Genomic DNA, 23,173 nt, shown 5'->3' with positions numbered 1-23,173 from the left:
CGATGCCAGGCGGGAACGGGGGTGACGGCGGTGTGTCAGGAGACCGGCAGGGGCCCTGCCTGCGCCTCCCCGGACGGCGTCCCCCCGGACGGCGTCTCCCGGGCCAGCTTCTCCAGGCGGCGATGTCCCCAGTCGGACAGCGGCGCCAGCGCCTGGGAGAGCTCCTGGCCGAAATCGGTCAGTGAGTACACCGTCTTCAGCGGGCGGCCGTCGTGCACCTCACGGTGCACCAGCCCGTCGGCCTCCATCTCCCTGAGCGTCTGAGTCAGCACCTTCTCGGTGAGGCCCGGCAGCCGCCGGACCAGCTCGCCGGGGCGACGCGGAGCGGATTCCAGGAGCCAGAGCAGGATCGTCTTCCACTTGCCGTCGATCACGGCGATCGCGGCGGTGACCCCGCAGACGTTCGTGTCTCCGGCACGGCTACGCGTCACCTTTCCATCCCCTTCAGCGCCTTCGCTGTCATGCATGCAGGAGTCGATACATGAGCCAGCACGCCCACCAGTCTGCCGTCACCGTGCTCGGCCTTGGGCCGATGGGCCGGGCCCTGGCCGGGGCCTTCCTGAACGCCGGCGTCCGGACCACGGTCTGGAACCGGACGCCGGGCACGGACCGGCAGTTGGCCGAGCGGGGCGCGTACGGCGCTCCCACACCGGAGGCGGCTGTCGCCGCGAGCGAGCTGACCGTGATCTGCGTCGTGAACTACGACGCGGCGGACGCCGTCGTGCGGCGCGAGGCGGTCGCCGGCGCGCTCGGGGGACGCACGCTCGTGAACCTGACGGCCGACACGCCCGGCCGCGCCCGGAGCACCGCGGCCTGGGCCGCCGAGCACGGCATCGAATATCTCGACGGCGCGATCATGACGCCGACCACGACCATCGGCACCCCGGCCGCGGTGTTCCTGCACAGCGGCCCGGAGGAGCTCTACCGGCGGCACCGGCCGGTGCTGGAGGCCCTCGGCGGCACGCACACCCATCTGGGCGAGGAGATCGGCCGGGCGGCGGCCTACGACATCGCGTTGCTCGACGTCTTCTGGACCGCGATGGCGGGCTACGCGCACGCGCTGGCGGTGGCGCGGGCCGAAGGGGTCACCGCGCGGGAGCTGGCGCCGTTCGCCAAGGGCATCGGCGCGATCCTGCCGCCCATCTTCGAGGAGGCGGCGGCGGAAGTGGACAGCGGCGGGTTTTCCGGCGAGGGCAACCCGATCACCTCGGCAGCCTCGTCCATGGCCCACGTCGTCCATACCTCCGAGGCCCACGGCATCGACGCGAGTGTGATGCGCGCGGCCGAGGGCTGGGCCCGCCGCGTCATCGCAGAAGGCCACGGCGCCGACGGGTTCACCCGGATCACCGAGCTCCTCACCGCCCGCGCCCACGCCTGATCCGGCTTCCGGACGCCCCCAGTCTGGCTTGCAGACGCCCCCGGCCGGTCATCCCCGGCCCGGCTTGCAGACGTCCCCGGCTTGCGGACGTCCCTGGCCCGGCTTGATGACGTCGAAGGGCGCCCGGCGACACCGGGCGCCCCAGTCGTGGTCGTCAGTCGGTGCCGAGCTCCATGGCGGCCTGGTCGAGCAGCTCCTCCTCGGTGGAGACCTCGCCGCGAGAGGCGATCGCCTCTGCTCCGCCCTCGGGCATCGCGCCGATCAAGCCCGTCGACGCCGCCTGGGCGGCTCCGATCAGCGCCGGCTGCTGGCTGCCGACCATGCCGAGCCTGGCGTACTGCTCCAGCTTGGAACGAGAGTCGGCGATGTCGAGGTTGCGCATCGTCAGCTGCCCGATCCGGTCCACCGGACCGAAGGCGGAGTCTTCGGTGCGCTCCATCGAGAGCTTGTCCGGGTGGTAGCTGAACGCGGGTCCGGACGTGTCCAGCACGGAGTAGTCCTCGCCGCGCCGCAGCCGCAGGGTCACCTCGCCGGTCACCGCCATGCCGACCCAGCGCTGCAGCGACTCGCGCAGCATCAGCGCCTGCGGGTCCAGCCAGCGGCCCTCGTAGAGCAGCCGGCCGAGCCGCCGCCCCTCGATGTGGTAGCTGGCGAGGGTGTCCTCGTTGTGGATCGCGTTGACCAGCCGCTCGTAGGCCGCGTGCAGCAGCGCCATGCCCGGTGCCTCGTAGATGCCCCGGCTCTTGGCCTCGATGATCCGGTTCTCGATCTGGTCGGACATGCCCATGCCGTGGCGGCCGCCGATGGCGTTGGCCTCCAGCACCAGATCGACGGCGGAGGGGAACTCCTTGCCGTTGATCGTCACCGGACGTCCCTGCTCGAAGCCGATCGTGACGTCCTCGGTCGCGATCTCGACGGAGGGGTCCCAGAAACGCACGCCCATGATGGGCTCGACGATCTCGATGCCCGTGTCGAGGTGCTCAAGGGACTTGGCCTCGTGAGTGGCGCCCCAGATGTTCGCGTCGGTGGAGTAGGCCTTCTCCACGCTATCCCGGTAGGGCAGCCCGTGCGCGAGCAGCCACTCGGACATCTCCTTGCGCCCGCCGAGCTCGTTGACGAAGTCGGCGTCCAGCCACGGCTTGTAGATCCGCAGGGAGGGGTTGGCGAGCAGACCGTAACGGTAGAACCGCTCGATGTCGTTGCCCTTGAAGGTGGAGCCGTCTCCCCAGATCTGCACGCCGTCTTCGAGCATCGCGCGCACCAGCAGGGTGCCGGTGACGGCCCGCCCGAGCGGGGTGGTGTTGAAGTACGTGCGGCCGCCGGACCTGATGTGGAAGGCCCCGCAGGCCAGAGCCGCGAGCCCCTCCTCGACCAGGGCCGCCCGGCAGTCGACCAGCCGGGAGATCTCCGCGCCGTACGCGGTGGCACGCCCCGGCACCGAGGCGATGTCAGGTTCGTCGTACTGGCCGATTTCGGCGGTGTAGGTGCACGGCACTGCACCCTTCTCCCGCATCCACGCGACCGCTACCGAAGTGTCGAGGCCACCGGAGAAGGCGATCCCGACACGCTCGCCGACAGGCAGAGAAGTGAGCACCTTGGACACGAGTAGAATATATACACGGGAATGCATGATCATGCAATCCCGTGCACACCGGATCTTGTCGCCGGCGGACCTCCGGGACGGGTGCCGATCAGCGGGAGAAGCCGTAGACCTCCTCACTCACAAGCCTGGCCGCGCCGATGACCCCGGCCTGCGGGCCGAGATCGCTCATCGCGATCGGCAGGTTCCTGGTGGCGAGAGGCAGCGAGCGACGGTAGATCGCACCGCGGATCTCGGCGAGCAGGATGTGACCCAGCAGCGTGAGGCCACCGCCCAGCACGATGAGGCTCGGGTTGAAGAACGACACCAGGCCCGCCAGCACCTCGCCCACGCGCCGTCCGCCGTCGCGCACCATCTGGACGGACGCCGCGTCACCGGCGGCGACCGCCTCGCCCACCTGCGCGGCGGTCAGGGTGCCGTCGCGTTCGAGGAACTCCTTGAGCAGGGGCGAGCGCCCGGACCTGGCCGCGGCGAGCGCCTCGCGCGCCAGCGCGTCACCGCTGAAGGACGCCTCCAGGCACCCCGTGTTGCCGCACGCGCAGATCTCGTCGGAGCCGGTGACCGGTATGTGCCCGATATCCCCCGCACACCCGTCCATGCCGCGATAGAGCTCACCCTTGGCCACGATTCCGCAGCCGATGCCCGAGCCGACCTTGACGTACAGGAAGTTCTCGGCGGTGCTCGCCGCACCGGCGTGTTGCTCGCCCAGGGCCATTACATTGACGTCGTTGTCCAGTAAGACCGGGCAGTCGAATCGCCTGCCGATGACATCGCGGACCGGATAACCGTCCCACCCCGGCATGATCGGTGGCGACACCGGGATACCGCGGGAGAAGTCCACCGGGCCGGGCACGCCGACGCCGACTCCCATCGGCTTGTCCACCCCCAATTTCAGGAGCAGCCGCCGGCTCTGTTCCATGGCGAGTTCGAGCACGGGCTCGGGGCCCTGACGTACGTCGCATTGTGTGCGTTCGAACGCGAGGACGCGCAGCCTGCCGTCGGTGACCGCGACGGACACCGAGGTCGCGCCGATGACGACGCCGACGAACCGGACCCGGCCGGCCAGATCCATGACGGTCGACCGGCGCCCTCCACGAGACGCGGCCGGCCCGATTTCCTCAACGAGTTGCAGCGCCGTCAGCCGGGCGAGTTCCGCCCCGATCGTGGTACGTGACACTTCAAAGTGTTCCGACAGCTGCATGCGGGATTGCGGACCGGCGTCACGCAATCGCGTAAGTATTTTGGCTTGGAGCCGGGTTTCGGCTCGCCCTGGCACCGAAGTCTCCACCAGCCAAGTTTCTCATCGGGCGGCTCCTCATCCGTCCCCCACGCATAGTCCGGCGCCGCCCGGAATTTTTTTTCGCCTTCACTCCTCGGAGAAGGATTTGTGAGGAAGTCCGGTCCGATCCGGACACCACCCCGGAAATGAAACTTTCATCGCCTCCTCGGCGGAACTCCGCGTTTCATCGGCCGCGTCCGGCGGCCCGGCCGGAGGTTTCCCCTTCCGGCCGGGCGCCGAGAGCCGGACCGCGGAACGGGTCACCCGTCGGCGGACTCGGAGAGGGCGCGCCACTCCCGCCAGGTGTCCAGGCGTCCGGCGTAGGCCCGCTCGGCGATCGGCAGGCAGTAACTCCCCAGGAACAGGCGCAGCGGGGGCCGTTCCGCGTCCACGACCGAGAGGACCGCCTCGGCCGTGACCTCGGGGCCGATCGGTTCCCTGCCCGCCGCGGCGGCCTGGCGGGCCTCCCGGACGTGCTCGTACGCGGGATGCGGCTCGGCGTGGACGGACGACGATCCGCTCCAGTCGGTGCCGTAGGGGCCGGGCTCGATGATCGTCACCTTGATGCCGTACGGGGCGACCTCCTGGGCGAGCGACTCGCTGAACGCCTCCAGGCCCCACTTCGACGCGTTGTAGAGCCCGAGCATGGGAAACGCGGCGACGCCGCCGATGCTCGACACCTGCAGGATGTGGCCCCGTCCGCGTTCCCGCATTGCGGGCAGCACGGCCTGGGTGACCCAGAGCGCGCCGAGCAGGTTCGTCTCCAGCTGAGCTCTCGCCTGGGCTTCGGTGACCTCCTCCACCGCTCCGAAAAGGCCGTACCCGGCGTTGTTGACGACGACGTCGATCCCGCCGAAGCGTTCGGCCCCCCGGTCCACCGCGGCGAAGGCGGCCTCCCGGTCGGTGACGTCGAGCGTCAACGGGAGGATCGCGTCGCCGAACTCGTCGGCGAGCGGCTTCAGCGCGGCAACGTCGCGCGCCGTCGCGACGACCCGGTCGCCGCGCCGCAGCGCCGCCCGCGTCCACACGTTTCCGAAGCCGCGGGACGCTCCCGTGACGAACCAGGTGATCGCGTGTTCGGTATTCATGGCAGTCACTCTGCCCCCCGCGGGACGGCGCAGCCATCACCGTGGCAGGGTCACCATCGGGCGCTGCGTACAGTGGCGGGTGACATGCCCGGCACCAACGCTCTTGGCAGCTTCATCAAGGCCCGCCGCGCGCTCGTACGCCCGGAGGACGCCGGGCTGCCCGCGCTCGGGCGACGCCGCGTGGCCGGGCTGCGCCGCGACGAGCTGGCCGCGCTCGCAGGCGTCAGCCTCGCCTACCTGACCCGGCTTGAACAGGGCCGGGACCGCAATCCCTCCGAGCAGGTGCTCGACGCGCTCGGGGCCGCCCTGCGCCTCGACGCAGACCTCACAACCCACCTGCACGCCCTGGCCCGCGACGCGTCGAGACCGAACGGCGGCCAGGCCCGCCGACCGCGTGATCGACCGGCCCCGGGGGCCGGGTCTCTCCTCGACGCGTGGGTGGGTATACCCGCTTACCTGCGGGGACGCCGGTTCGACGTGCTGGCCGCCAACGGGCCGGCGATGGCCCTCGCGCCCATGTATCGGCCCGGCCGCAACCTCGTCCGAGACGTCTTCCTCGATCCCGGCGCGCGGGCGCTGTTCCCCCAGTGGGGCGCCGTCGCGGCCGGCTCTGCCGCCGCGCTCCGGGCCGGGGCCGACCTCGGCGACCCTGCCCTGCGCGAGCTGGTCGAGGAGCTGTCGGCGGCCTCCGAGGACTTCCGCCGCCTGTGGGAACGCCACGACGTCCGCCCGACGCGAGACGAGACGAAGGAGTTCGCCCATCCCGTCGCCGGGCCGCTCGTCCTGCGGCGTCACAGCCTGACCGTCGGCGGGACGGACGGCCAGGTCGTCATCGCCTACCAGGCCGAGCCCGGAACGCCCTCGGCCGCCGCGCTCGCCAGGCTCACCGCTCCTGGGCAGGATCACGACGCGTCCTTCCCCTTGCCGTAGGCCGCCCGTGCGTCACACGGGCCAGCCGCCCCGCTTGCGCGGTGACCTGAGCGGTACGGCGTCCGGCAGCGGGGAGGTCGCGCCGGGAGACAGGGCGTCGAGGACGAGCGCGAGGTAGCGCCGCCAGCCGTCGCTGCCGGGGTCCATCGTCCACAGCACGCCCATCAGCATGACCATGATCCTCGGCAGGTCGTCGGCGACGAGGTCGGCGCGGATGAGGCCGGCCTCCTGCCCGCGCCGGGCCAGCAGGGTCAGCGACTCGATGAACGGGCTGCTCGCCTCGGCGGTGACGGCGCCGGAGTTCCGGGCGGCGGCCAGGGTGTTGCGCTCCCGATCCGCGGTGGACATCGCCGCCTCCAGCACGGCGGTCAGAGCGCGGCGGGGATCGTCGTCGCCGAGCGCCCGTTCGATGGCGGGGGCGATCTCCTCGGCGAAGCTCTGGTCGAGGGCCGCCCTGACCAGGCCCGCCTTGTCGGGAAAATGGCGATAGAGGGTCGCGATGCCGACACCGGCGCGGCGGGCGATGTCTTCGAGCAGCGCGTCGGGCCCCTGCTCGGCCCAGGCCTCCCGGGCCGCGCGCAGGATCTTCCCCGAGTTGCGTGCGGCGTCGGCGCGCAGCCGTCGCGAGGTCTCGGTGCTCACCCGCCACAGGATAGCCAGAAATGATAGACAACTATCGATAAGCCCGTCAGGGCCGGTCCCACGTGACGAGCATGTGCTCGGGGCCCCGGGTGGACAACCCCGTCTTCCACACGACGTCGTCCTCGGAGCCGGCGAGGCGGAGCCCCGGCAGCCGGGTGAGCAGCGTACGCAGCGCGACCTGCAGCTCCATCCGGGCGAGCGGGGCGCCGAGGCAGTGGTGCGCCCCGTGCCCGAACCCCACGTGCGAGGCCTCCTGGCGGTCGAGTTCGAGGTCGTCGGGGTTCGTGTAGACCGACTCGTCGCGGTTGGCCGCTATCAGGCTCACGACCACCGGCTCACCGGCGCGCACCGTGACGCCGCCCAGCTCGACGTCCTCCAGCGCGTAGCGCGCGATCGACGCGCCGCCGCCGAGCGGGACGAAGCGCATCAGCTCTTCGACGGCCCTGGGGATCAGGTCGAGGTCGCCGCGCAGCGCCGCGAGCTGCTCGGGGTGGGTGAGCAGCACGTAGACGAAGTTCGGGATCTGCGTGGCCGTGGTCTCGTGACCGGCGACCAGCAGCGCCTCGGCCAGCGACAGCATCTCCTCCTCCGACAGCCGCTCCTCGTCGTCCCGGGCCGCGACGAGCGCGCTGAGCAGGTCGCCCTTCGGGGTCTGGCGGCGCTGGGCGATGAGCCCCGCCATGTAGTCCCGGAGCAGCCCCATGCAGCGCACCACCTCGTCGGGGGTGAACCGCGTGGTGGACAGGAGCGCGTCCGACCAGGTGCGGAAGTCGACCCGGTCCTCGACGGGCACGCCCAGCAACTCGCAGATGACCGTGATCGGCAGCGGCAGCCCGAAGTCCTCGACGAGGTCGGCCCGGGCGCCCTTGTCCAGCATCGCGCCGGCGAGACCGTCGGCGATCTGCTGGGCGCGGGGCCGCAACAGCTCGACCCGCCGTACGGTGAACGCCTTCGACACCAGCCTGCGCAGCCTGCTGTGCTCGGGCGGGTCGAAGCTGAGGATGCCGCCGGGGCGGGACCGGTGGGGCCGCATCCGCGGCTCGTCGCGGCCGATCGCCGCGGCCCGGCTGAACCGCGCGTCGCCGAGCACGACCTTGACGTCCTCATAGCGGGTCGCGAGCCACGCGGGTTCCCCGTACGGCAGCCGCACCCGGCACAGCGGTTCGTCCTGCCGCAACCGGGAGAAAAGGGGATCCACCTCCAGCCGGTCCGCCTGACCGAAGGGGAAGGTCCGGGGTTCGACAGTGGTCATGATGCCTCCCAGAGCGGATCGCCGTTCACCACGAGCCGTCGAGCAGCCACTTGATAGTCAACTATCACATGACTCGCGTAAAGAGATCAACGCAAGCGAGAGCAAAATCTCACTTCAGGAGGCGGACGGCTCTATCAGACGCCGGAGTCCCCCTCGGCGACGGTGACGAGGTCCGCCAGCCCGGAGATGGTCAGGACGGGGGTCAGCAGAGGGCTGGCGATGAGGGTGATGTGGTCGGCGTGCGCGAACAGCACGCTCAGGCCCGCGCTGTCGAGGTATTCGACGGAGGTCAGGTCGATGACGACGGGCCCCGGGGTGCTGTCGAGCGCCGCCGCGAGAGCGTCGGTGTTGCTCATGTCGATCTCGCCGGCCGCGGTCAGGAGCGCGACGCCGTCCGGGCGAACCCCAGGGGTGAGGGTCAGGGGAGTGGTCATCAGGCGATCCTCATCTGCATGTCGACGGTGGTCCCGTACGGGCCGGGGGTGATGGTGACCTGCTGCATCATGGCGCGCATGAGCGCGACGCCGCGGCCGCGGTGGGAGTTGGCCTCGGGCTCGGGGGACTTCCAGCGGCCGGTGTCGGCGACGGTGAGGCGCAGGTTGTCGACCGACGCCTCGGCCCGCAGGCGGACGATGTCGCCGGGGGCGTGCCGGTGGCCGTGCTCGATGGCGTTCGCGCACGCCTCTCCTGCGGCGACCAGGACGTTCTGGACGATCTGCGTCGGCAGGTCGCATTGGCCGAGCCAGCTCCGCAGCGCCTTGCGTACGGGCGCGAGCTGGGACGACTCCGCCGGGAAGGTCATCTCCAGCGGGGCCGGGTGCCGGTAGAGCAGCAGGGCGACGTCGTCGTCGTAGCCGTCCGCGGGCGCCAGGCGGATCATCACCTGGGTGGCGAGGTCGTCGACGGCGACGTTCCTGCCGTCCTGTACGGCCTGGCTGGCCTGGTCGATGCCCGAATAGAGCGGACGGCGGCGGCGCTCGACCAGGCCGTCCGTGTAGAGCATGAGCGTGGCGCGCGCGGGGATGACCGTCTCGCTCTCCGGGCGGGTCGCCCCCGGGCGTACGGCCAGCGGCACCGAACGCCCGCCGTCGAGCAGGCCCGTGCTGCCGTCGGGGTGGGCGAGGATCCCCGGCGGATGTCCGGCGCTGGAGTAGGACAGGCGCCCGGTCTCCGGATCGAGGACGGCGCAGAAGACGGTGGTGCACCGGGCCCCGGGGACGCCGGCGGCGAACTGGTCCAGGGCCATGAGCACGCGGGCCGGGCTGTCGTCCTGCAGCAGCAGCGCACGGCACGCGCTGCGCAGCTGTCCCATGACGGCGGCGGCCTGCACCCCGCGCCCGACGCAGTCGCCGACGACGATGCCGATGCGCCCGCCGGGAAGGGCGACGGTGTCGTACCAGTCGCCGCCGACCTCCAGAGGCCGGGTGGCGGGCTCGTAGCGTACGGCGAACCCGTCGGGAAGCCGGGAGGGACCGAGGATGGCGCGCTGCAGCGCGATGGCGGTCTCGCGCTGCTGGTCGATCTGGTGGGCGCGCACAAGGCCCTGGGCGAGACGCCCGGCCAGCAGCGACAGCAGCACCTGGTCCTCGCCGGTGAAGGGCCGGTGGTCGCCCAGGTCGATCCACAGGGCGAGCTGGCCCTCGGGGTGCTCCAGCAGGATGCCGGCCCCGTCGCGCTCGGTGACCGGGGTGAGCAGCGGCCGCCGCAGCAGGTCGGTGAGCGTCTGGCGGCGATCGCCGGGCAGCCCGTGCCAGTCCACCGGCTCACCTTCGACGGTCAGCGCCGGCTCCTCGCCCTGGCCGAAGACCGCGGCGAGGACCGACGTCGCACGCCACAGGCCGCGCAGCTCCCGCAGGGCGCCGGTCAGCGCGTCGGAGAGGCTCCCGGCCTGCGACAGGCCGGTGCTCAGCGAGGCGAGGGCGCTCTCGCGCTGGATGGCGTAGTGCTCGGCGGTGACGTCGCGGAAGGTGCCGACGACGACGTGCCGCCCGGTGTCGGGGTCCTGCGCCTCGTTGAAGGTGACGCTGATCCACAGCCGGTGCCCGTCCCGGTGGACGACCGGGATGGTGTAGCTGCCCCGGCCCGGGCCGAGCAGGCCGCTGAAGGCGTCGGCGACCTGCTGGTAGGCCGCGGGATCGGCGGCGGGGTCCGGCCACCACGGGTGGATCGGCGTGTACGGCAGGTTCTCCGGGCCGTAGCCGAGGATGTCGGTGAAGGCGCTGTTGATCTCGATGACGGCGCCCTGCTCATCGCAGACGAAGAACGCCTCCTGCAGCGAGTCGACCAGCGCGCTGCGCCAGCGCGCCTGGTGCTGGCGCAGCCGTGCCATGTCCATGTTCGCCCGCACCCGCGCGAGCAGCTCCGCGGCGGCGAAGGGCTTGACCAGGTAGTCGTCGGCCCCGGCCTGCAGCCCCTCGATGGACGCCTCCTGGCCCGCCCGGGCCGACAGCAGCACCACGGGCACGGCGGCGGTGCGCGGATCGGACCGCAGCGCCGCGACCAGGGACAGCCCGTCGATGCGCGGCATCATCACGTCGCTGATCACGAGGTCGGGCGCGTCCGCGCGGACGGCGTCCAGGGCCTCCATCCCGTCGCCCGCGGTGCTGACGAGATATCCGGCGCCCTTGAGGAGACGGACGAGATAGCCGCGCATGTCGGCGTTGTCGTCGGCGACCAGCACGCGCGCCGGGACGGCCGAGCCCCCTGACCGGGCGGCGGAGCCGTCGTGCGACGGCAGCTCCATGCCGTCTCCGGCGGGCTCGCCGCCCTCGTCCGCGGGCAGCCAGCGCAGCGCCTCTTCGACGTACGGGTCCGCGGCGGTGGCGCCCGCGCCGGTGCCGGCCGTCGTGATCGCCTCGGCGGGCAGGTGCGCGGTGCCGTACGGCAGGCGGATGGTGAAACGGGTGCCCTCGCCCTCGGCGCTGTCGGCGCTGATCGTGCCGCCGTGCAGGCCGACCAGCTCCTGCACGAGGGCCAGCCCGATGCCGCTTCCCTCGTTGGAGCGCGAGCGCGCGTTCTCGATGCGGTGGAACCGCTCGAACAGCCGCGGCACCTCGTCGGCCGGGACGCCGATGCCCGTGTCGGTGACGGTCACCACCGCGTGGTCGCCCTCCCCGCGCACGGTGACGCCGATCGCGCCCTCGAAGGTGAACTTCAGCGCGTTGCTGAGCAGGTTGAGCACCACCTTCTCCCACATGCCGCGGTCGATGTAGACCGGCTCGTCCAGGGGAGGGCAGTCGACCTGGAACTCCAGGCCCGCCTTGTCGATCGCGGAGCGGAAGAGGCTGGCCAGCTCGGCGGTGACGGTGGCCAGGTCGACCGGCTCATAGCCGGCCTGCATCCGGCCGGCCTCGATGCGGGAGAAGTCCAGCAGGGTGTTGACCAGCTTGCCCAGCCGCAGCCCGTTGCGGCGGATCACCTCCAGCTCCTCGCGCACCTGCGGGTCCGCTCCCTGCAGACGGGCGCGCAGTTCCTCCACCGGCCCCATGATCAGGGTCAGCGGCGTGCGGAACTCATGGCTGATGTTGGAGAAGAAGACGGTCTTCGCACGGTCGAGCTCGGCCAGCTCCTCCGCCCGCCGCTGCTGGGCCTGATAGCTGCGGGCGCTCGCGATGCCCGCCGCGACGTGCCCCGCGGCCAGCTCGACGAACCCGCGATACGCCTCGTCCAGGGGGCGATAGCGGTTGAGCGCGGCCACCAGGAACCCGTACGGCGCGCTGCCCTGCTGGAGCAGCGGCACCACCAGCGCCTGCGTGGGCGGCTCCGGCCAGGCTCCGGCCGGGAGATCGGCGAACGGCGCGCCGTCGAGCGGCACGATCACCGACTCTCCCCGGGCCGGCGCCGCCGCGGGCCACACCGTTCCCGGGTCGCCGGCCGCCGTCGTGAGCGGAGCGGCCGGGTGCCCGGCGGCGATGCCGGTCACCCCGGCCAGCCGTGCGCCGCCGCCGTCCTGGAACAGGTAGGTCAGCGTGAACGGCAGGTCACGCAGGTTGCGGCCGAGCTGCCGGCAGGCGAAACCGAGCATCTCCTGCTCGGTGCGGACCACACTGGGATCGGAGCCGAGATCCCGCAGGGTCGCCATGCGCCGCTCGCCGATGACCCGCTCGGTCTCCTCGCTGACGACGCACAACATGCCGACCACAGTGCCGGAGTCGTCGCGAAGGGGGCTGTAGGAGAACGTGTGGTAGCTCTCCTCCGGATAGCCGGCCCGCTCCAGGAACAGCAGCAGCGCCTCGTCCCAGGTCGCCTGCCCCGTGGCCAGCACGGTGTCGATCCGCGGGCCGATGTCGTCCCAGATCTCCGCCCAGACCTCGCCCGCGGGCCGGCCCAACGCCCACGGATACTTCCGGCCCAGCGTGTCGCGCCGATAGGCGGCGTTGCAGAAGAAGGTCAGCTCCGGCCCCCACGCCATCCACATGGAGAACCGGGACGACAGCAGGATGCTCACCGCCGTCTGCAGGCTCTGCGGCCACTCCTCCGGCGGCCCGAGCGGGGTGGCCCGCCAGTCCACCGACGCCAGATCGCGGCCGACCTCGTCGTCGGCGACGAACACCCCGGCCCCGGACGCCTCCGGTGGCACCTGCTCAGCGTCATCACAGCGCGTCACGTGACACCCTCTCGTTCACGCCGAGCCCAGCCCACCCGCGCCGGCGGTTCCCGCAGAGGTGTGGGGAGGTCGGTGACATGTGCGCAGCACGATACTCCGGCCCGCCGAAGCCGGATGAATCCCTACGGAATGCTCATCGGCGGCCTGACCGGCACGACGGGGTGGGACCTGCGAGGTTCTACGCTGAGCTGGACACGTCCTGGCGGCGTTGCCCCCGCGCCGCCGCGCACACAGCGCCGCCGCGGCGAGAGCCCGGTATGCGGAGAGCGGAACAGTGAAAGGATCCCGAGGGTGACGGCAGGAACCGGTGACATAGAGAAGGCGGCCGGCGTGCTGCGCGCCGGAGGCCTCGTGGCCCTCCCGACCGAGACCGTCTATGGTCTGGGCGCCGACGCCGAGAACCCCGCCGCCGTCGCGCGCGTCTTCCAGGTCAAGGGGCGTCCGCCCTCCCACCCGCTGATCGTCCACATCGGGGGCGCGGAGCGCCTGGGCGACTGGGTCGAGGAGGTGCCCGAGACGGCACGCCTGCTGGCCGAACGCTTCTGGCCGGGGCCGCTCACGCTGGTCCTGCGCCGCGGCCCCCGGGTGCCCCTCGAAACGACCGGCGGCCTGGAGACCGTGGCCGTACGCGTGCCCGGCCACCCCGTCGCGCTCGCGCTGCTGGCGGCCTTCGGCGGCGGTGTCGCGGCCCCGTCCGCCAACCGCTTCGGCTCGGTCAGCCCCACGACCGCGGACCACGTCCGTGCGGAGCTCGGCGACGCCGTCGACTTCGTGCTGGACGGCGGCGCCTGCGGGGTCGGCGTCGAGTCCACCATCGTCGACGCCACGGGCGACGTCCCGAGCATCCTGCGCCCCGGCGGGGTGACGCGCGAGGACCTCGAAGCGGCGCTGGGCCGCCCGCTCGCGGTCCCCTCCACGAGCCGCGTCCGGGTGCCCGGCCAGCATCCGTCCCACTACGCCCCGCGTGCGCGGGTCGTCCTCGTCGAGCCCGGGAAGGTCGTCGCCGAGGCGGAGCTCGCCCAGGAGCTGGGACACCAGGTGGGCGTCTTCCTTCCCCCCTCCTTCGCCGACGCCGAGGTGAAGGCGCACGCCGTGGTCGAGGTCCCCGCCTCGCTGGACGCGTACGCGCGCGAGCTGTACGGCTTCCTGCGCGAGCTCGACCAGCGGGGATGCGACCTGATCATCGCGTCCCTGCCGGTGGAGGAGGGGCTGGGACTCGCGATCGCCAACCGGCTCCGCCGCGCGGCGGGACCCCGGCCCTCCGACTGACCGGCCGATCACGCTTCCCCTCCGTGACCAGGCCATGGACGCGGCAAAACGTGTTGCTGCGACGTCCCTCGGCCGCCGCGGGTGACAGTGGAGCCCGAGCCGGAGGGGGAGCAGAACGATGGCGATCGACCAGACCACACCCGACACCAGGCTGGCGGCGGAGGCGACCGAGTTCGTCCGCGACGTCACCAGCGACCTGATCTATCACCATTCACGCCGTGTCTACTTCTTCGGCAGCCTGCTGGGGCGGAGACGGGATCTGAGCTTCGACCCGGAGCTGCTCTACATCGGCGCGATGTTCCACGACCTGGGGCTCAACGAGGAACATCGCGGCAGCGGGCGGCGCTTCGAGGTGGACAGCGCCGACGCCGCCCGCCGCTTCCTGCAGCAACGCGGCGTGCCGGAGGACAGCATCCGCCGGGTGTGGACCGCGATCGCCCTGCACACCACCCCCGGCATCCCCGAGTTCATGGAGCCGGAGGTGGCGCTGGTCACCGCGGGCGTGGAGTATGACGTGCTCGGCATCGGCTATCACGAGCTCGACGACGCCCAGCGGGCCGAGATCACCGCCCTGCACCCGCGGCCGGGGTTCAAGGAGGCGATCCTGCGGGCGTTCACCGAGGGCATCGCGCCCAAGCCCGAGACGACGTTCGGCAACGTCAAGGCCGACGTCCTCGAACGCTATGTGCCCGGCTTCCGGCGGGGGAACTTCGTCGACACGATCCTCGGCTCCCCCTGGCCGGAGTAGGTCACCGCGCGAGCCGTGGCGGGGCGACGCGGGGGAGCTCTCGCGGGTGTCCCCCGCTTGCCCCCCGCTCGCCCCCGCTTGTCTGCCGCGTTTCGTCCCCCCCGCGTTGTCCCCCGTGCGAGCTACCGGCGAATGTCCACTGAGTGGTGACGATCTCGGATCTTCCGATCCGTAGCGTTACGACGCAGCCACGGCGCTGTGCTTTCCCGCCGCACCGCCGTGCGCATCCCCGTGCGTCGATTCCCTCACTGGAGGACCTCTTGCTTCCCAGGATCAGGACATCCGTCGTGGCCGCTCTGTGCTGCACCGTGCTCGGCGCGGGAGTCGCCGGCTGCGACGGCGAGTCGCTGGAGAACTGGGACCCTCTCGCCCCCGCCACGCGGACGGCCGCCGCCCCGATCTCCGGGACCACGAAGATCGAGGTCGCGGGCCGGTCGGTGAACGTGTCCTGTTCGGGCGACCCGGAGAAGGGCGGGCCCGTCGTCGTCCTGCTGGCCGGCGCGGGCGACGGGCTGGACAAGCTGGCCGCCTTCCAGAAGACGCTGAGCGAACACAACCGGGTCTGCTCCTACGACCGGCTCGGCGAGGGCGCGAGCGACCGGCCGGACGGCCCGCAGAGCTTCTCCAGCACCGGGAAGATCCTGACCGGGGTGATCGACCGCGTCGCCGGCGACGGCCCGGTCGTCCTGGCCGGGCACTCGCTGGGCGGGCTGATCGCCGCCAGGTATGCCCCCGACCACCAGGACAGGGTCAAGGGCCTGGTCCTGATGGACGCCACCCCGTCCACGATGCTGCACGACATCAGCACGGCGATCCCCGAGTCGGCCACCGGCCCGGCGGCCGAGCTGCGCGCGCAGAACCTCGCCGTGTTCAAGGGCGAGAACCCGGAGAAGCTCGTCGTCCCCGACGGCAAGGTCCGTTCCGCCGGAGACATCCCCGTGGAGGTCATCCAGCACGGCACGCCCTACCTCGCGGCCGTCCCCACCTACGGCCCGCGCCTGGAGCGGGCGTGGGCGGCGGGCCAGCGCAAGTGGCTCGAGCTGTCCGGCGACAGCAAGCTGAGCACGGCCGCCAAGAGCGGCCACTACATCTACGTCGACCAGCCCGATGTGGCGGTCAAGGCCATCGAGCGCGTCATCGCGCAGGCCGCACGCCAGGCTCAGGACGAGTAGCCGGGGCGCGCGATATGACATTTCGGCCCTTTCGCGACAGAAAGCGCCATTGAAAGGCCCGGAAATCTTGGCTTTATGCCTTTCCGACGTAGAGTCGGGCCATGACTCGACGACGTGTGGTCGTGCTCGGATACCATGCGGCGGAGTTGCTGGACATTTCCTGCGTGACGTCCAGCCTGATAATGGCGAACCTGCACGGCGCCGCGCCGCCTTACGACGTGTGCCTGGCCACCCCGTCGGGCCTGCCCATCACCTGCGCGAGTGGATTGACGCTGCAGGGGCAGCAGGCACTTGAGCACATCACCGGACCGCTCGACACGCTCGTGGTGTCGGGAGGAATCGGGCACGAGGACGCCGCCGCCAGCCAGGTGATCGTCGGCCACGTACGCCGCCTGGCCCGGGAGAGCCGCCGCGTCGCCTCGGTGTGCACGGGCGCGGCGGTGCTGGCCGCCGCCGGCCTGCTCGACGGGCGCCGGGCCACCACCCACTGGAAGTACGGGTACGTGCTCGCCACCCGCCACCCGGAGATCACCGTCGACGCCGAGCCGATCTTCATCCGCGACGGCAACGTCGCCACGGCCGCCGGGGTCACGAGCGCCCTCGACCTCACCCTTGCCTTCATCGAAGAGGATCACGGGGCGCCGCTCGCCCGGGAGGTGGCCCGCTATCTAGTGGCCTACCTGCAGCGACCCGGCAACCAGGCCCAGATGAGCATGTTCACGGAGAGCCCGCCGCCGAGCGACGGCCTGGTCAAGCGCGTCGTCGACCACATCACGAGCCACCTCGACGGCGACCTGACCACGGCCGCCCTCGCGACCGGCTCGGGCGTGAGCGAGCGGCATCTCACCCGCCTGTTCCTCCGGCACCTGGGCCAGACCCCGGGGCGATTCGTCCGCCGGGCCCGCACCGAGGCCGCCGCCCATCTCCTCGTCTCCACGTCCCTGCCCATGGCCGCCATCGCGGCCCGTTGCGGCTTCGGCACGACGGAGAGCCTCCGGCAGAACTTCCTCGACCGGTACGGCATCCCGCCCTCGCGCTACCGCGTGACCACGACCATGCGGTAGCGCGGAGTCGTCAGCGGGTCCGGGTGCGGAGGCTTCGCACCAGGGTGGGGATCATCACCGCGGCGGCGACGAGGTGCAGCCCGACGAGGGCGGAGACGGTGGCGGCGTCCGCCCCGGAGAGGAAGGGCGGGACCAGAGAGATCGCGGTCAGCGACACCGCCGTCCACACGAAGCGCTCGGCGGGGCGGGCGCTCCATCGAAGAAGGGCGACGGCGATGACGACGCCCACGACCGAGAAGAAGCCGGTCACCACGGCGAACCCGGGCAACGGGATCGACTCGCCCCCGTCGGGGATCTCGAAGCCGACGCCGGCGGCCTGGGCGAGCGCGGCGGCGAGGGCGGTGGCGGCCATCGCCGCGAGCGTGGCGACGACGCCGACGCCCGCGAGGCCGAGGAGCCGGCGGGCGTGGCCGGTGTGGCCCGATGCCGGGCCCGCGACGATCCCGGAGTCGTTCATGCTGTTCACGTCGTCCCCCATCACTCGGTGCCGTCCGCGGGCAGGCGCTCCGGCAGGCCGAGCCCCGGGAACCGGTCGGCGTGGAAGATGAAGATCTCGGTGATCGCCCCGCCGGTGATGCGCAGGACGTCGATCGTCAGCGGCAGGTAGGCGCCCTCCTGCTCCCGCCAGAGATAGAAGGCGACGGCCGGCTGCCGGTTCACGGAGGTCTGGACGGCGCGCAGGTTCTCCAGGCGCTCGAAGCCGTCCTGGATCCAGTCGTTCACCACCGCGTCGCGGCCGACGTACAGGCCGGGCGTGGGCGGCATCGAGCAGCGGACGTCGTCCCGCAACATCGTGGTGATCCTCTTGATGTCCGTGGCCACGCTGGCCTCGATGAAGCGGCGCACCAGCTCGCGCGTCCCGGCGTCCTCCTCGCGGCCGGTCCAGTCCTGCCGCTCGGCGGGCAGGTGCTCCCGCATGCCGGCGCGGGCCCGCTGCAGCGCGCTGTTCACGGAGTTGACGGAGTCTCCGAGGAGCTCCGCCACGTCCTTCGCCGGCCAGCCGAGCACGTCGCGCAGGATCAGCACGGCCCGCGGGCGCGGCGCGAGGTGCTGGACGGCGACCAGGTAGGCCAGCTCGATCGTCTCCCGCGCGACGGCGACGCTCTCCGGCTCGTCCGCGTCGCCGGCGGGCAGCTCGTCCAGCAGCCGGTCCGGGTAGGGCTGCAGCCACCGCACCTCGCCTCCGGCCGCAGGCTCCGGACGGCTCTTGGCGAGTAGGTCGAGGCAGGCGTTGGTGGCGATCCGGTAGAGCCAGGCCCGGAACGTCGACCTCCCCTCGAAGGTCTCCCGCCGCCGCCAGGCCCGCAGGAACGTCTCCTGCACGGCGTCCTCGGCGTCCTCGAACGACCCGAGCATCCGGTAGCAGTGCACGTGCAGCTCCCGCCGGTGCCGCCCCGCCAAAGCCGAGAACCCCGGCTCGTCGACCTCGCCCAGATCGCTCACGCCCAGCTCCTTCAGCAGCGTGTCCGCACCCATCGCGTCATCCTTCCGCGTCGTCGTGTCCCGTCGTACGTGTGACGGACGCGGGCGCGACAACTCATCACCAGGGGTCCGAACGCGCGGCCGGAGGGACAGGAGGGCACGGGACGGGCGCCGGCCCCCGGTGTAAAGATCTTGTCCTTGGTGTGGATTTATCTCCCGTCGCCCTCTCTACGGCCGTTCGGGGGATAAAACCACACCCCTCGCGGTCCGGAGGTGATCATGATCCGATAGTGTCTGCCCACGTGAACACGCTCCCCAAGCCCGGGTCGCACGATGGCTGGCGGATCCTGCGGAGCGATGCCGGGCGGCTGTGGGCGACCCGCGAGCGCCCCTTCGACCGTGCGGCCGAGATGGCAGGCGCCTGCCGTACGGTCGACGCCGACGACCTCGGGCAGCTACAGGCCGAGATCACGCGGCAGGAACGCATCGCCGGCACGCTCGTGCCGGAGGGCAAAGGCGCCGCCGAGGCGTGAGCCGGAGACGAAATCCCTACTTTTGCGCTAGTTGTGCGCCGCTCTTCGCCCCATATCGTCCCCATAGGTGATCTTGTCTCCGCGAGAAGGGGCCGGTATGTCCGACGATGCGGTGCGACGCGTTTTCCAAACGGTCGATTCGTTCGATCCCGAGGAGTTCGGGCGATTACTGGCCGAGGACGCCACGCTGGTGTTCGGCAACGCCGAACCGCTCGCGGGACGTGAGGCCGTCGTCGCCGGAATCCGGGATTTCTACGCCACGATCGGCGGCCTGCGGCACCGGATCGTCCGCGAGTGGCGGGTGGACGCCGACATCATCGCCGAGACCGAGGTGACCTACCACAGGCTCGACGGCAAGGACGTCAGCGTCGTCGCCGTGTCGATCTGGCGCACCCGCGACGACGGCCTGATCTCGGACTACCGCATATTCGTCGATCTCGCCCCCGTCTACGCGGTCTAGCGCTCCAGGCGGTCCATACGTCAACGGCCCTCCCCGGGAGCGCACGCAGGCTCGCTTCCGGGCGCCGAGCAGCGTCCGGCGACGAAACCGAGGAGAGTACGGTGGTGGGCGGCGCCGCGGACACGGCCCTGGCCGCATGGTCGTCGCCCGTCAATGTCCGAATCCTGCATCGAGCGCCATCGACGCGGTGAGCGAGGCTTCGATGGAACTGCATCGCATCGGCAAAATCGTGCACAGTCTAGGGATTTCGACCGTTCGGTACGCTCTTGCGCTCAACCTTCTGGAGATCGGCCGGCTGAAATTCGAAGACTTCGAGGTGGAGAATATCCGCCCCCTCGTGACCGCAAGCCCCCCGCTCGCATGGCTCGTCGCCAGACTGGGGGAGAAAAGGCTCGCCGGCCTGCTCGGCGTCGCCGAGATCGTTCTGGGGTCGCTGATCGGAGCACAACCGATCGCGCCGAGAGCGTCGGCCCTCGGCAGCCTCGCCGCCGCCGGCATGTTCGCCACCACCCTCAGCTTCCTGGCCACGACGCCCGGGGCGTGGCAGGAGACACACGGCGAACCGAAGCTGTCACTCACGGGGCAGTTCCTGCTGAAGGACGCGGTGCTTCTCGGAGCCTGCCTGCTCACGGCCGCGGACGCCCTGCAGGCCGCCGAACGCCGGTAGCCCAGCGCCGGCGCCGGGTGCCGGGATGTGAGGCGCAGGCCGACGTGGACGCGCTCTCCTTCGTGTGGCGGAAGATCCGTACACACCGTCACGCGTGTGCGCTTTCTCTACTTCGAAGGTCGTACGGCGGCCTGTCCCCACTCCCGATGCGGTAGCCGCAACAGCCTTCCCTCTGCTGACGACGACGGCGAGCCCGGGCGGCAGCATCTCCGGTGACCATCTCCTCTTCGGAAAGGACACTGTCGCCATGCTGTTCATCGAGCTTCGAGTGCCTGCAGGCGTCTTCGGCGACCCGGCTCGACGGCGACTCGCCGAACGGCTTCACGAGGCGGAGGCGTCCTGATGACGACCCCGGTCAACGTCGCCCAGGAGAACGCGTGGAACGGCGAGGAAGGCCGACGCTGGACCGAACATCACCGACACCTCGATCGGATGGCCGAGCCCGCCAACGAGCACCTGTTCGCCGGCGCCGGCATCGCCGAGAGCGACCGCGTGCTCGACATCGGCTGCGGCACCGGTCAGACCACCCGGATCGCCGCGCGCCACGCCAGGCGGGGCCAGGTCGTCGGGATCGACCTGTCGGCCCCGATGCTGGAGCTCGCCCGGCGCATCGCCGCCGAGGAGTCCCTCGCCAACATCACCTTCGAGCGCGGCGACGCCCAGGTCCACCCGTTTCCCTCCCGCCGTTTCGACGTGGCGATCAGCCGCGCCGGCGTCATGTTCTTCGATGATCCGGTGGCCGCGTTCGCCAACATCAGACGGTCATTGCGGCAGCAGGGCCGGCTGGCGTTCCTGTGTCACCGCCACGGAGGTGATCGAGTACCTCACCGTGCTCGGGAACGATGCGATGGCCGCCGCGGGCTTCCTGCTCGACGTACAGCTGGCGGGCTTCATCTCCGGTGCCGAGGTCACCACCCTGGCCCGAGCCCGGGAGGCGTTGGCGTCGGCATTGCGTCCCTTCGAGCGCGATGGCGCCGTACGACTACCCGCTTCGGCATGGCTCGTCACGGCCCGCTCCGGATGAGTCTCACGCCCGCCAACGAGTGCCTCTTCCCTCTGAGGCCGCATGTCCTTTGCCGCGATTTGCCGAGCCCGTACGCAATGTCATGGTCTTCTCCGGGTATCGGGCGTTGATGAGCACCACCCCCATCGCCGACCTCGCGCTGGTGTCCGATCGCCATTCCGCCGGCCTCATCAGCAGGGACGGATCGGCCGAGTGGCTGTGCTTCCCCCGGTTCGACGGGCCGTCCGTCTTCGCCCGCCTGCTGGACGACGAGGCCGGGCACTGGTCGATCCGCCCGGCCGTCCCTTTCGAGACGACGCGCCGTTACCTGCCGCAGACGATGGTGCTGGAGACCACGTTCCGCACCGGGAGCGGCACGGTCGCTCTCACCGACGCCCTGCTCACCGGACCGGACGACGGCGGCCACCGGCTCGGCGCCGGAGTGCCGCACCTGCTCGCCCGGCGGGTGTCCGGCCTCGGCGGCGAGGTGCCGATGGAGGTCGATTACCGGCCCAGGCCGGAGTACGGCCTGATCCACCCGATCCTGTCCGTCGCCGGCGGCGGCGTCACCGCCCACGGCGGAGCCGAGTCGCTCGTGCTGACCACGCCGGTCCCCCTGCGCGTCGACGACTGCAGCGGATGCGGCGTGTTCACGGTGCACGAGGGCGAGACACTGCACTTCGGGATGCACCGCTCGACGCCGCAGGAGACTCCCGCGCGGGTGTGGGACCAGACGGAACTGGCGGCCCGGCTGGACGACACGATCGCCGCCTGGCAGTCGTGGTCCAGCCTCCACCAGGCCTATGACGGCCCGTGGCGCGACCTGGTGCACCACAGCGGGCGGGTGCTGCAGGCACTGTCCTTCCAGCCCAGCGGCGCGATCGTCGCGGCCGCCACGACGTCGCTGCCCGAATGGGCCGGCGGTGAGCGCAACTGGGACTACCGGTACACGTGGGTCCGGGACGCGTCACTGACCCTGAGCGCCCTGTGGGTCGCGGCCTGCCCTGACGAGGCGAGCGACTTCTTCTCCTTCCTCACCACCGCGGCCCCGTCCCTCGACCAGGACCGCGCGCTGCAGATCATGTTCGGCATCCGCGGCGAGCACGACCTGAGCGAGCGACCCCTTCCGCACCTGCGCGGCTGGCGCGACAGCCGGCCCGTACGCGTCGGAAACGGCGCGTGGAACCAGCGGCAGATCGACGTCTACGGCGAGCTGCTGGACGCGGCCGCGCGCCTCGAACGCCAGATCGGCGGCATCGACGACGACGTCAGGCGCTTCCTCGTCGCCTGTGCCGACACCGCGGCCGAGCGCTGGACGGAAAAGGACCAGGGCATCTGGGAGATACGCGGAGAGCCACGCGACTTCCTCTACTCCAAGCTCATGTGCTGGGTGGCGCTGGACCGCGGCATCACCCTCGCCGGCCTTCTCCGGGCGCAGGATCGCACGGAGTCCTGGCGGCGGACCCGCGCCGAGATCCGCGACACCCTGCTGCGCGAGGGCTGGAACGAGCGGGTGGGGGCGTTCACGCAGTCCTTCGGCTCCGACGAGCTGGACGCCAGTGCCCTCATGGTGCCGATCATCTGCTTCCTGCCACCCGACGACCCGCGGGTGCTTTCCACGATCGACGCGATCGCGGAGGGGCTCACCGACGACCAGGGCCTGGTCTACCGCTACCGCGCCGAGGACGGTGTCGACGGCCTCGCCGGCGAGGAGGGCACGTTCCTGTTGTGCTCGTTCTGGCTGGCGCAGGCGCTCGCCGTGTCCGGGCAGGTCGGCCGGGCCAGGGAGGCATTCGAGCGAGCCGCCGCGTACGCCAACGATGTGGGCCTGCTGTCGGAGGAGGTCGACCCCGGGAGCGGCGAGCTGCTCGGCAACTTCCCGCAGGCGTTCAGCCATATCGGGCTCATCAACGCCGCCTGGGCGATCGACGAGGCCGAACGGACCGCACGGGCTCACACCTCCTGACTTCGGCGTGCGCGCCCGCGTAGCCGGCGGGCCGCGCCCCGCCAAGCCGATGGCAAGCGCGTTCAGCGGCTCGTACGCATACGCGGCTCGACCA

21 protein-coding genes and 1 pseudogene are annotated in these 23,173 nt (G+C 71.4%); 12 read left to right on the top strand and 10 right to left on the bottom strand.

Features of this window, described 5'->3' with window-relative positions; translation table 11 throughout:
• Nucleotides 1-35: 35 nt before the first annotated feature.
• On the bottom strand, nucleotides 36-431 hold the full coding sequence (locus FLX08_RS14745; protein ID WP_076442677.1) for a winged helix-turn-helix transcriptional regulator: 396 nt from the start codon (nucleotides 429-431) through the stop codon (nucleotides 36-38).
• 50 nt (nucleotides 432-481) lie between these two features.
• Here FLX08_RS14745 and FLX08_RS14740 point away from each other — a divergent pair, with 50 nt between their 5' ends.
• The gene (locus FLX08_RS14740; RefSeq protein WP_142619400.1) at nucleotides 482-1,378 is read left to right on the top strand and encodes an NAD(P)-dependent oxidoreductase; all 897 of its coding nucleotides are present in this window, start codon (nucleotides 482-484) and stop codon (nucleotides 1,376-1,378) included.
• A 154-nt stretch (nucleotides 1,379-1,532) separates the two neighbouring features.
• Here the strand turns inward: FLX08_RS14740 and argG are convergent, their stop codons facing one another.
• The 3 genes from argG to FLX08_RS14725 all read right to left on the bottom strand — a co-directional run bounded on the left by argG (nucleotide 1,533) and on the right by FLX08_RS14725 (nucleotide 5,345).
• Nucleotides 1,533-2,981 carry an argininosuccinate synthase gene (argG, locus tag FLX08_RS14735; RefSeq protein WP_142619399.1) on the bottom strand — a complete coding sequence of 483 codons (1,449 nt, stop codon included), beginning with the start codon at nucleotides 2,979-2,981 and terminating at the stop codon, nucleotides 1,533-1,535.
• Nucleotides 2,982-3,069: 88 nt separating this feature from the next.
• A complete protein-coding gene (locus tag FLX08_RS14730; protein WP_244312645.1) occupies nucleotides 3,070-4,155 on the bottom strand; it encodes an ROK family protein in 1,086 nt (361 codons plus the stop codon).
• A 362-nt stretch (nucleotides 4,156-4,517) separates the two neighbouring features.
• On the bottom strand, nucleotides 4,518-5,345 hold the full coding sequence (locus FLX08_RS14725; RefSeq protein WP_142619397.1) for an SDR family NAD(P)-dependent oxidoreductase: 828 nt from the start codon (nucleotides 5,343-5,345) through the stop codon (nucleotides 4,518-4,520).
• Nucleotides 5,346-5,429: 84 nt separating this feature from the next.
• On the opposite strand from FLX08_RS14725, the gene FLX08_RS14720 reads away from it, so the two are divergent.
• Complete coding sequence (locus FLX08_RS14720) at nucleotides 5,430-6,275, top strand: helix-turn-helix domain-containing protein (protein ID WP_076442685.1); 846 nt, start codon at nucleotides 5,430-5,432, stop codon at nucleotides 6,273-6,275.
• A 12-nt stretch (nucleotides 6,276-6,287) separates the two neighbouring features.
• Here the strand turns inward: FLX08_RS14720 and FLX08_RS14715 are convergent, their stop codons facing one another.
• The 4 genes from FLX08_RS14715 to FLX08_RS14700 form a co-directional block, all read right to left on the bottom strand.
• Entirely contained in the window at nucleotides 6,288-6,917 is a 630-nt protein-coding gene (locus FLX08_RS14715) for a TetR/AcrR family transcriptional regulator (RefSeq protein ID WP_244312644.1), read from the bottom strand.
• Between the two features lie 46 nt (nucleotides 6,918-6,963).
• Nucleotides 6,964-8,169: a cytochrome P450 gene (locus tag FLX08_RS14710; protein WP_142619396.1), complete on the bottom strand. Its 1,206-nt coding sequence runs from the start codon at nucleotides 8,167-8,169 to the stop codon at nucleotides 6,964-6,966.
• A 134-nt stretch (nucleotides 8,170-8,303) separates the two neighbouring features.
• Complete coding sequence (locus FLX08_RS14705) at nucleotides 8,304-8,603, bottom strand: STAS domain-containing protein (RefSeq protein WP_142619395.1); 300 nt, start codon at nucleotides 8,601-8,603, stop codon at nucleotides 8,304-8,306.
• The gene (locus tag FLX08_RS14700; protein WP_142619394.1) at nucleotides 8,603-12,775 is read right to left on the bottom strand and encodes a SpoIIE family protein phosphatase; all 4,173 of its coding nucleotides are present in this window, start codon (nucleotides 12,773-12,775) and stop codon (nucleotides 8,603-8,605) included. The genes FLX08_RS14705 and FLX08_RS14700 overlap by 1 nt, the downstream gene beginning before the upstream one ends.
• 291 nt (nucleotides 12,776-13,066) lie before the next feature.
• Here FLX08_RS14700 and FLX08_RS14695 point away from each other — a divergent pair, with 291 nt between their 5' ends.
• From FLX08_RS14695 to FLX08_RS14680, 4 genes are all read left to right on the top strand, one after another.
• Nucleotides 13,067-14,044, top strand: coding sequence for an L-threonylcarbamoyladenylate synthase (locus FLX08_RS14695; protein ID WP_142619393.1), 978 nt, complete (start codon nucleotides 13,067-13,069; stop codon nucleotides 14,042-14,044).
• A 118-nt stretch (nucleotides 14,045-14,162) separates the two neighbouring features.
• Nucleotides 14,163-14,792 carry an HD domain-containing protein gene (locus tag FLX08_RS14690; RefSeq protein ID WP_142619392.1) on the top strand — a complete coding sequence of 210 codons (630 nt, stop codon included), beginning with the start codon at nucleotides 14,163-14,165 and terminating at the stop codon, nucleotides 14,790-14,792.
• Nucleotides 14,793-15,079: 287 nt separating this feature from the next.
• Nucleotides 15,080-15,964, top strand: a complete 885-nt coding sequence (locus FLX08_RS14685) for an alpha/beta fold hydrolase (RefSeq protein WP_244312643.1) — start codon at nucleotides 15,080-15,082, stop codon at nucleotides 15,962-15,964.
• A gap of 101 nt (nucleotides 15,965-16,065) precedes the next feature.
• Nucleotides 16,066-17,028, top strand: a complete 963-nt coding sequence (locus tag FLX08_RS14680; protein WP_142619390.1) for a GlxA family transcriptional regulator — start codon at nucleotides 16,066-16,068, stop codon at nucleotides 17,026-17,028.
• A 10-nt stretch (nucleotides 17,029-17,038) separates the two neighbouring features.
• Here FLX08_RS14680 and FLX08_RS14675 read toward each other — a convergent pair whose 3' ends face one another.
• Together FLX08_RS14675 and FLX08_RS14670 are read right to left on the bottom strand one after the other, a co-directional pair.
• Entirely contained in the window at nucleotides 17,039-17,485 is a 447-nt protein-coding gene (locus tag FLX08_RS14675) for a DUF6069 family protein (protein ID WP_244312653.1), read from the bottom strand.
• A 20-nt stretch (nucleotides 17,486-17,505) separates the two neighbouring features.
• The gene (locus FLX08_RS14670) at nucleotides 17,506-18,504 is read right to left on the bottom strand and encodes an RNA polymerase subunit sigma-70 (protein WP_142619388.1); all 999 of its coding nucleotides are present in this window, start codon (nucleotides 18,502-18,504) and stop codon (nucleotides 17,506-17,508) included.
• Between the two features lie 248 nt (nucleotides 18,505-18,752).
• Between FLX08_RS14670 and FLX08_RS14665 the strand changes: the two genes are divergently transcribed.
• The 6 genes and pseudogenes from FLX08_RS14665 to FLX08_RS14645 all read left to right on the top strand — a co-directional run bounded on the left by FLX08_RS14665 (nucleotide 18,753) and on the right by FLX08_RS14645 (nucleotide 23,079).
• Nucleotides 18,753-18,983, top strand: coding sequence for a hypothetical protein (locus FLX08_RS14665; RefSeq protein WP_142619387.1), 231 nt, complete (start codon nucleotides 18,753-18,755; stop codon nucleotides 18,981-18,983).
• Between the two features lie 97 nt (nucleotides 18,984-19,080).
• The gene (locus FLX08_RS14660) at nucleotides 19,081-19,443 is read left to right on the top strand and encodes a nuclear transport factor 2 family protein (RefSeq protein WP_142619386.1); all 363 of its coding nucleotides are present in this window, start codon (nucleotides 19,081-19,083) and stop codon (nucleotides 19,441-19,443) included.
• A gap of 136 nt (nucleotides 19,444-19,579) precedes the next feature.
• Nucleotides 19,580-20,110, top strand: coding sequence for a DUF417 family protein (locus FLX08_RS14655; RefSeq protein WP_208761455.1), 531 nt, complete (start codon nucleotides 19,580-19,582; stop codon nucleotides 20,108-20,110).
• A gap of 342 nt (nucleotides 20,111-20,452) precedes the next feature.
• A pseudogene (locus FLX08_RS43390) lies at nucleotides 20,453-20,854 on the top strand (class I SAM-dependent methyltransferase); the annotation flags it as partial.
• A gap of 67 nt (nucleotides 20,855-20,921) precedes the next feature.
• The gene (locus tag FLX08_RS42080) at nucleotides 20,922-21,134 is read left to right on the top strand and encodes a hypothetical protein (RefSeq protein ID WP_244312641.1); all 213 of its coding nucleotides are present in this window, start codon (nucleotides 20,922-20,924) and stop codon (nucleotides 21,132-21,134) included.
• A 109-nt stretch (nucleotides 21,135-21,243) separates the two neighbouring features.
• Nucleotides 21,244-23,079, top strand: coding sequence for a glycoside hydrolase family 15 protein (locus tag FLX08_RS14645; RefSeq protein WP_142619384.1), 1,836 nt, complete (start codon nucleotides 21,244-21,246; stop codon nucleotides 23,077-23,079).
• Nucleotides 23,080-23,173 lie beyond the last annotated feature (94 nt).

This window comes from Microbispora hainanensis (genome assembly GCF_006874475.1).
GTDB lineage: Bacteria > Actinomycetota > Actinomycetes > Streptosporangiales > Streptosporangiaceae > Microbispora > Microbispora hainanensis.
The sequence above is the reverse complement of the archived record's forward strand: the minus strand, read 5'-3'. Positions and strand labels throughout refer to the sequence as shown.

Coding starts and splice junctions, on each gene's coding strand:
- FLX08_RS14645 (WP_142619384.1), top strand. CDS start 21,244: ATGAGCACCACCCCCATCGCCGACCTCGCGCTGGTGTCCGATCGCCAT.
- FLX08_RS14705 (WP_142619395.1), bottom strand. CDS start 8,603: ATGACCACTCCCCTGACCCTCACCCCTGGGGTTCGCCCGGACGGCGTC.
- FLX08_RS14740 (WP_142619400.1), top strand. CDS start 482: ATGAGCCAGCACGCCCACCAGTCTGCCGTCACCGTGCTCGGCCTTGGG.
- FLX08_RS14725 (WP_142619397.1), bottom strand. CDS start 5,345: ATGAATACCGAACACGCGATCACCTGGTTCGTCACGGGAGCGTCCCGC.
- FLX08_RS14710 (WP_142619396.1), bottom strand. CDS start 8,169: ATGACCACTGTCGAACCCCGGACCTTCCCCTTCGGTCAGGCGGACCGG.
- FLX08_RS14670 (WP_142619388.1), bottom strand. CDS start 18,504: ATGGGTGCGGACACGCTGCTGAAGGAGCTGGGCGTGAGCGATCTGGGC.
- FLX08_RS14655 (WP_208761455.1), top strand. CDS start 19,580: ATGGTCGTCGCCCGTCAATGTCCGAATCCTGCATCGAGCGCCATCGAC.
- FLX08_RS14680 (WP_142619390.1), top strand. CDS start 16,066: ATGACTCGACGACGTGTGGTCGTGCTCGGATACCATGCGGCGGAGTTG.
- FLX08_RS14675 (WP_244312653.1), bottom strand. CDS start 17,485: ATGAACGACTCCGGGATCGTCGCGGGCCCGGCATCGGGCCACACCGGC.
- FLX08_RS14690 (WP_142619392.1), top strand. CDS start 14,163: ATGGCGATCGACCAGACCACACCCGACACCAGGCTGGCGGCGGAGGCG.
- FLX08_RS14720 (WP_076442685.1), top strand. CDS start 5,430: ATGCCCGGCACCAACGCTCTTGGCAGCTTCATCAAGGCCCGCCGCGCG.
- FLX08_RS14660 (WP_142619386.1), top strand. CDS start 19,081: ATGTCCGACGATGCGGTGCGACGCGTTTTCCAAACGGTCGATTCGTTC.